Origin of the sequence: Curtobacterium sp. ME26 (assembly GCF_903970945.1) — a bacterium.
In the GTDB taxonomy this organism is placed as follows: domain Bacteria; phylum Actinomycetota; class Actinomycetes; order Actinomycetales; family Microbacteriaceae; genus Curtobacterium; species Curtobacterium citri.
In genome coordinates, this window is sequence record NZ_CAJCKG010000084.1 from 1 (window position 1) to 7,608 (window position 7,608).

Annotated in this window: 5 protein-coding genes, 1 tRNA gene and 1 rRNA gene; 2 read left to right on the forward strand and 5 right to left on the reverse strand. The window is 73.9% G+C overall.

Annotated elements, in window-relative coordinates; genetic code table 11:
- The coding region (locus H7A69_RS16835; RefSeq protein WP_220456281.1) for a glycosyltransferase at window positions 1-1,311 on the reverse strand (1,311 nt) is incomplete at its 3' end.
- A gap of 310 nt (window positions 1,312-1,621) precedes the next feature.
- Here H7A69_RS16835 and H7A69_RS16840 point away from each other — a divergent pair.
- Together H7A69_RS16840 and H7A69_RS16845 are read left to right on the forward strand one after the other, a co-directional pair.
- Window positions 1,622-3,817 (forward strand): hypothetical protein, encoded by a 2,196-nt coding sequence (locus tag H7A69_RS16840; RefSeq protein ID WP_182048097.1) that lies wholly within the window; start codon window positions 1,622-1,624, stop codon window positions 3,815-3,817.
- Window positions 3,807-4,685 (forward strand): glycoside hydrolase family 16 protein, encoded by an 879-nt coding sequence (locus tag H7A69_RS16845; RefSeq protein ID WP_182048098.1) that lies wholly within the window; start codon window positions 3,807-3,809, stop codon window positions 4,683-4,685. The genes H7A69_RS16840 and H7A69_RS16845 overlap by 11 nt, the downstream gene beginning before the upstream one ends.
- 114 nt (window positions 4,686-4,799) lie before the next feature.
- Here H7A69_RS16845 and H7A69_RS16850 read toward each other — a convergent pair.
- From H7A69_RS16850 to rrf, 4 genes are all read right to left on the reverse strand, one after another.
- A tRNA-Gln gene (locus H7A69_RS16850) sits at window positions 4,800-4,871 on the reverse strand.
- A 45-nt stretch (window positions 4,872-4,916) separates the two neighbouring features.
- Window positions 4,917-5,879, reverse strand: coding sequence for an NAD(P)/FAD-dependent oxidoreductase (locus tag H7A69_RS16855; protein WP_182048099.1), 963 nt, complete (start codon window positions 5,877-5,879; stop codon window positions 4,917-4,919).
- Between the two features lie 10 nt (window positions 5,880-5,889).
- Complete coding sequence (gene gltX, locus H7A69_RS16860; RefSeq protein ID WP_182048100.1) at window positions 5,890-7,377, reverse strand: glutamate--tRNA ligase; 1,488 nt, start codon at window positions 7,375-7,377, stop codon at window positions 5,890-5,892.
- Window positions 7,378-7,502: 125 nt separating this feature from the next.
- Window positions 7,503-7,608: ribosomal RNA gene (gene rrf, locus H7A69_RS16865) — 5S ribosomal RNA — on the reverse strand; the annotation flags it as partial.

Sequence of the window (7,608 nt, forward strand, 5' to 3'; positions counted from 1 at the left end):
GGCGGCACGCGCGCGCACGACGCGACGTGAGCGGGCGTACCGGGCGACCCCGCGGAGGACGGCGCGCAGCTCGGTGCCCCGCACCGCCGCGACCTCGCGGTCGAAGGCGTCGTCGCCGGCGGCGGGTGCGGCGGCCGGGACCCCGCCGGGCTCGGCGACGGGCGCGACGGGACCACCGAGCAGGTGCCGGAGCGCGCGCGGGGCGCGGACCAGGGCCATCCCGAGCGTGCGCGGACGGAGCGCGGTCTTCGTCAGCCACGCACCGAGCCCGGTGCCGTAGCCGACGGCCTGGGTGCGGAGCGCGGCGAGGTCCGCGCGGTGCCGGTGCCAGACGAGGGCGGACGGCTCGACGACGAGTGCCGAGCCGTCGAGCACGACGCGGGCGAACATGTCGATGTCCTCGCCGCCGCCGGTGACCGTGCCGACCCCGAGCGCCTCGTCGAACCCGCCGAGGGCGAGGACGGCGTCCCGCCGCACGGCGAAGTTCGCACCGGTGCCGTAGTCGCCGACCGAGAACGGGAAGAGCGGTCGGTCCGCCGGGGGTGCCGAGAGCCGGAAGACCCGCGGCGTCAGGTTGCGCGACCACGTCACCCGCTCGTCGAACCACCGCTGCGCCGGCGTCCGGAGCTCGCCGCTGGCGACCAGGCCGCTGACGCAGACGACGTCCTCGCCGCGGGCGAACCCGGAGGCGAGGGCGCGGAGCCAGCCGGGGTCCACGACGACGTCGTCGTCGGTGAAGGCGACGACCTCGCCGCGGGCCGCGCGGACCCCGGCGTTCCGCGCGCTCGAGAGTCCGGGGACGGGTTCGAGCACGTACCGGACACGCGGGTCCGTGCCGGGTGCGGTCACGAGGCGCCGGGTGGCGTCGTCCGACGGGGCGTTGTCGACGACGACGACCTCGAGGTCGGGGTGGTCGACGGCGAGCACCGACCGCAGCGCCGCGGCGAGCTGGTCGGCACGGTCGCGGGTGCACAGGACGACGCTCGTGCGGGGCAGGTGGACCGGGACCGGCGGGTGCTCGGCGGCCGGGAGTGCGGCGACCGCGGCACGGAGGGCGGCGGCGTCGACGGCACCGTCGGTGACGGGCAGGTCGACGAAGCCGCGCGGCGAGGCGCCCTCGCGCACGAGCAGCCGTGCGGTGCGGTGACCGGCGGCGTCCGTGAGCGGGACCGGGGCGTCGTCGGTGGGCACCGCGTGCACGTCGACGGCGCCGACCCACACGGCACCGGACCAGGTCGGCGGCTCGGGGCTCGTCATCGGGCGCTCGAGCACGAGACGGGACGACGACGGTCGTGACGCGGTGGAGGTCATGCGACCACGGTCCCCGGAGGCTCGGACGCCCGTCAACGCCGGTCCCCGGAGCGTGCGGTTCCCCTCGCCCGGAGTGCCTCGGCCGTGCGTGATCCCGCAATGCCGCAGGGCACCCGCACAGTGCCCGGACGGACCTCGTGGGGCGGCGGCGGCCGTGGGTACCGTGCCATGACACGCCGCCTCGGCCGGACTCGCCGTCGGCGCGTGCCCGACCGCTCCGCCGGCCCGCCGGCGGCCCCGCGCCCCACCCCGGGACGCCGCCCGACACGAAGGAACGCCCGATGCGTCGTACGACCCCGGTGGTCGCTCCGTGACCGCGACCACGACCCCGGACCGGGTCGTGCTCCGGCCTGCCCGGGTGGTCCCCCGCTCCCCCGTACCGTCCCTCGCCGCCGCGGCCCTCGCGTTCCTCGCGACCGCGCTCCTCGTGACGGGTGCGACGGGACCGGTGCGGACGGGTGTCGTCCTCGCCGCGCTCCTCGTCGTCCCGGGGCTCGCCCTCGTGCGCCCGTTGCGCCTGACCGAGCCGGTCGGGCGTGCCGCCCTCGTCGTCGCCACGAGCGCGGCCGTCGACGCCGTCGTCGCGCTCGTCATGGTGTGGGCCGACCGGTGGACCCCGGTGCCGGCGGCGGGGCTCGTCCTCGTCGTGAGCGGCTGGGCGGCCCTGGCGCACGGTGTGGTCACCGTCCGCGCGGGCCAGCGCGCCACGCTCGCCGGAGCGGTCCGCGCCGCCTGGGCCGCCCGGCACGAGGGCACGCTCGTCCGACTCGTGGTCGGCGGCGGCGTGCTCGTGACCGGCACGGCGCTGTGGGCCGTCGGCACCGCACAGACGGACGCGACCGCCCTCGGCGAGTGGGGCCTGCTCCCCGCCGTCGCCCCGACGTGGTGGCTCGGAGCCGGGGCGGTCCTCGCCGTGACGGTCACCGCCCTGGTCGACCGGCGCTTCCCCGCGGCGCTGCGGGGCGTGTCGGCGGCCGTGCTCGTCGTCGTCGCCTACGGCACCGCGAACCTCGTGGCCGCCGAACCCCGACCGCCGTGGGTCTTCAAGCACATCGCGGTCACCGCCTACATCCAGCAGCACGGGTCGGTCGACCCGACGATCGACATCTACAACCGGTGGCCGGGCTTCTTCTCGATGAGCGCCTTCCTCGGCGCCGCGACCGGCACCGCCGACCCGTCGGACCCGGTGCGGTACGTCGAGGTCGCCTTCGCCCTGCTCGACGGCGCCCTCGTGTTCGGCATCGCTCGGGCACTCGGCCTGCGTGGCCGCTGGGCCGTCACCGCCGCGGTGCTCTTCAGCGCGGCGAACTGGGTCGGGCAGGACTACTACTCGCCGCAGGCCCTCGCGTTCGCGCTCTTCCTGGCGGCCGTGCTCGTCGTCCTGACCACCCTCCGCCGGGCGCCGAACGCCCTCGGCCGAGGTCTGGTCGGCGGGGTCTCCCGGGTGCTGCGGGCCCGTCGTGCGCCCGTCGTGCCGGCGGTCGCACCGGCACCACGCACCGCGACCGTCACCGCCGTCGTGCTCGTCGTCCTGCTGCAGGCCGTCATCACCGCGTCGCACCAGCTCACGCCGTTCGTGCTCGTGGCCGCGCTCGTGCCCCTCGTCCTCGTCGGTGTCGTGCGCCCCTGGTGGATCGCGCTGCCGGTCGGTGCCGCCCCGCTGCTCTACCTGCTCCCGAACCTCGACTACGTGCAGGAGAAGTTCGGGCTGACGACCGGCTTCGACCCGGTCAGCAACGTCACCGCCGCCTCGACGTCGATCGCGATCCCGTCGCTCGCGACCACCCTGCAGAGCCGCGGGGTCCTGGCGCTCACCGCGCTCGTCGCGGTCGTCGCGCTGGTCGGCCTGGTCCGCTCGGTGCGGGCCGGTCACGCGCAGCGCGCCCTGCTCGTCCTCTGGCTCGCGGCCTGCCCCGTCGTCCTCGTCCTCGGTCAGAGCTACGGCGGCGAGGGGAAGTTCCGTGTCGTGCTCTTCTCCGCGCCCTTCCTCGCGATCGCGGCCGTCCACGCCCTGCACGGACGACGACTCCGCCTCGCCGCGACCGGAGCGCTGGTCACCGTCACGGCCCTGCTCTTCGTCGGGACGACGTTCCAGGCGGAGCAGGCGAACCAGACGCCCGCGAGCGAGGTCACCGCCGCACGCTGGCTCGACGGCCGGTTCGCGGCGGACGACACGCTCACCACGGTCGGCGGGTTCCCCGCGATCATCGGTGCCGACTACCCCGCCTACCTCGAGCGCTGGGGGCAGGTGCTGTCCCTGAGCGACATGATGCCGTGGTACCACGGCGCGATGACGCCGGCCGACCTCGACGACGCGATCGCCGGACGGTCCCACGGCGGGGACGACTGGGTCGTGTTCTCGGACACCGAGCGCACAGACGTCGTGCGGCGCGGCGTCCTCACCGGCGCGGAGGTCGACGCGCTCGAGCGGTCCGTCGCCGCCGACGGCACCCTCCGGTACGACCGCGACGGCGTCCGCATCTACGAGGTCACCCGTGCAGCATGAACCCGGTGCGCGCCACCGGCTGCACACCCGACGCTCCGTGCTGCGGCGCGGCGCCGTCGTCGCCGGGCTCGTCGGCGCCGCGGCGCTGACCGGGACGGTGGCCGTCGTGCTGCCGACGAGCGCCCGTCGTGCCGACCAGGCCGAGGCCGAGCGCATGCCGACCGGCGCGCTCGAGGAGGACGGCGTCCGCTGGGTACCGTACCTGGCACAGGACTTCGACCGTGACGCCGCGCACGGGCAGCTCCTCTCGGTCTACCCGGCGATGGCGCAGTACACCGGCATCCGCGACACCTCCGGCAAGGGGCTGTACCACCCGGACGAGGTCGTCTCCGTGCACGACTCCGTCCTCGACCTGCACCTGCGCTCCGAGGGTGGTCAACCGCTCGTCGCGACGGTCCTGCCGGCCGGGTACCGGTCGTACACGCACCAGCGCGTGTCCATCCGCTACCGCGCCGACGACGTGCCCGGCTACAAGTTCGTGATGCTCCTCTGGCCGCTCTCCGGCAACTGGGACGAGGGCGAGATCGACTGGCCCGAGGGCGACCTCGGCGGTGACGTGCGCCCGGTCTCGGCCGTGCCGGGCAGCCTCGACCACTCGACGGGCAAGATGACGTTCCTGCCCGAGGACGCCCCCACGATCCCCGGGGGCCAGGAGGACTGGCACGTCGCCACGATGGAGTGGACGGCGGAGGCGGTGCGCTTCTGGTGGGACGGGGAACTCGTGGCGAGCACGACCGGCGCCGTGCCCTCGACGCCGATGCGTGTGACACTGCAGGCGGAGACCACGGTCGACGACCGTCGTGTGCCGGCCGACTCCGCGGGACACGTGCTCGTCGACTGGGTCGTGGCGTACCGCCAGGCGAACTGACCGTCCGGATCTCCGCCTCGAACGGCGGTCGGGCGTGTCCACCGTCCAGCGACGGACATCCACGTGTCGAGGAACGCGAAAGGCCCCCGGGATCTCCCGGGGGCCTTTCTCGAGCTGGGGTACCTGGACTCGAACCAAGAACGACGGTACCAGAAACCGCTGTGTTGCCAATTACACCATACCCCAAAGGCCTGTCGGCCTCGTGTTCCCCGTTGTCCGGGGCACGATCAACTACTGTACAGCATCCCGGAGGTCCTCGAGACCACCGACGAGGTCGCGGTGCACCGCAGCCGCCGTGGACGCTCCGTGACCGGCCGCCACGACGAGCTGCTCCGGCCCCGGCGGGGTCACGTCGCCCACCGCGTACAGACCCGGGACGCCGGTCCGACCGAGCCGGTCGACGCGGACGAGCCCGTCGGCGTCGCGGTCCAGCGGCGCGTCGACCCAGTCGAGGTCCGCGTGCCACAGCGGGCGGACGAACGCGCCCGTGTGCGCCCGCACGTCGCCGTCGGCGAGGCGGACCCCCGTCAGGCCCGTCCGGTCCCCCTCGAGGTCGGCGACGGGCCGCTCGTCGACCAGGACGCCGACGGCCGCCAGGCGTGCCCGTCCTCGCTCGTCGAGGGTCGCAACGCCGTTCGTGTAGACCACCAGGTCGTCGGTCCACGACGCGACGAGCAGCGCTCGGTCGACCACGTCCGCCGTCTCGCAGAGGAACGCCAGCGACGCGCCGCCGTGCTCGTACCCGTCGCACTCGACGCAGCTGTGCACGGACGTGCCGTAGAAGGCCCGCAGGGACGGCAGCGCGGGGAACTCCTCCCGGAGCCCGGTCGCCACCACGACGGCGCGCGCACGGGCGTGGAGCTCCGCCCCGCGGTGGGTCCCGTGCACGGCCCAGCCGTCACCGTCGGGGGCCACCCGGTCGACCACCGACTGCACGACCGTCGCCTCGGGGTAGGCCTCGATCTCCTCCCGCCCGAGCTTCCGCAGCTCGAGCGGGGAGATGCCGTCCCGCGTGAGGAACCCGTGCGACCGCAGGGTCGCGGCGTTCCGCGGACGGTTGGCGTCCACGAGCAGCACCGTCCGCCGTGCCCGGACCAGGTTGAGCGCAGCGCTCAGCCCGGCCGGACCGGCGCCGATCACGGCGACGTCGACGACCAGGGGGCCGTCCGCGTCGTGCTCCCCCGCAGCGGTCACCACGGCGACGTCAGCGGTCCGCGAGCCGGCGCAGGCGCGTCAGCGTGGAGTCCTTGCCGAGGATCTCCATCGACTCGAAGAGCGGCGGGCTCACGCGTCGGCCGGAGACGGCGACGCGGAGCGGCCCGAACGCCACCCGGGGCTTGAGTCCCATGCCGTCGATGAGCGCCTCGCGCAGGGCCGCCTCGATGGACGCGGTCGTCCAGTCGGTGACCCCGTCGAGCGCCGTGACGCCCGCACGGAGGACGTCGCCCGCATCGGCCTTGAGGGTCGCCAGGGCGTCGTCCTCGACCACGAGCGCGTCGTCCGCGGTGAAGAGGAAGCCGAGCATGCCCGGAGCCTCCCCGAGGAGCTGCATGCGCTCCTGCACGAGCGGAGCGGCCGCGGTGAGCACGCGCTCCTGCTCCGCCGTCACCGGGTCGGACAGGTGGTCGGCCAGGTAGGGCACCAGGCGCGCACGGAACTCGTCCGACGGCAGCAGGCGGATGTGGTCGCCGTTGATCGACTCGGCCTTCTTGTGGTCGAAGCGGGCCGGGTTCGGGTTGACGTCGACGACGTCGAACGCCGCGACCATCTCGTCGGACGAGAAGACGTCGCGGTCCGGGCCGATCGACCACCCGAGCAGCGCGAGGTAGTTCAGGAGGCCCTCGGGCACCATGCCGGCAGCGCGGTGGTGGAAGAGGTTCGACTCCGGGTCGCGCTTGGACAGCTTCTTGTTGCCCTCGCCCATCACGTAGGGCAGGTGTCCGAAGAGCGGGACGAACTCGGTGATGCCGACCTCGACGAGCGCCTCGTACAGGGCGATCTGGCGCGGGGTCGACGACAGGAGGTCCTCGCCGCGCAGCACGTGCGTGATGCCCATCAGGGCGTCGTCCACCGGGTTGGTGAACGTGTAGAGCGGCTTAGCGTTCGGGCGGACGACGACGAAGTCCGGGAACGTCCCCTGCTTGAACGTGATCTCGCCGCGCACGAGGTCGTCGAAGCTCAGGTCGCGATCCGGCACGCGGAGGCGCAGCGCCGGCTCGCGACCCTCGTCGCGGAACGCCTGCCGCTCGGCCTCGGTCAGGTCGCGCTCGTGGTTGTCGTAGCCCTGCTTCGGGTCGCGGCCCGCGGCGCGGTTGCGCGCCTCCATCTCATCCGGCGTGACGTAGGACTCGTACACGTGCCCGGCGGCCTTGAGCTTCCCGATGACCTCGTCGTAGACGTCCGACCGCTCCGACTGGCGGTACGGCCCGTGCGGGCCGCCGACCTCGACGCCCTCGTCCCAGTCGAGCCGGAGCCACCGCAGCGCGTCGAGGATCTGCTGGTACGACTCCTCGCTGTCGCGCGCAGCATCGGTGTCCTCGATGCGGAAGACGAGCTTGCCGCCGGTGTGGCGTGCGTACGCCCAGTTGAAGAGCGCGGTCCGGATGAGGCCCACGTGCGGGGTCCCCGTCGGACTCGGGCAGAAGCGGACTCGGACGTCGGAGCCGGTGGCGGTGGTGAATGGCGCAGTCATGACCCCCCGATCCTACCGGCGTGCCCTCGTGCACCGCAGTCGATCGAACTCCTGTGGATCGCCCCGGAAACGCAGGAAACCCCTGACCATGACTGGTCAGGGGTTACCTGGTGTTGCAAAGGTGAGTCCGGCGGCGTCCTACTCTCCCACAAGGTCCCCCTTGCAGTACCATCGGCGCTGAGAGGCTTAGCTTCCGGGTTCGGAATGTGACCGGGCGTTTCCCTCTCGCTA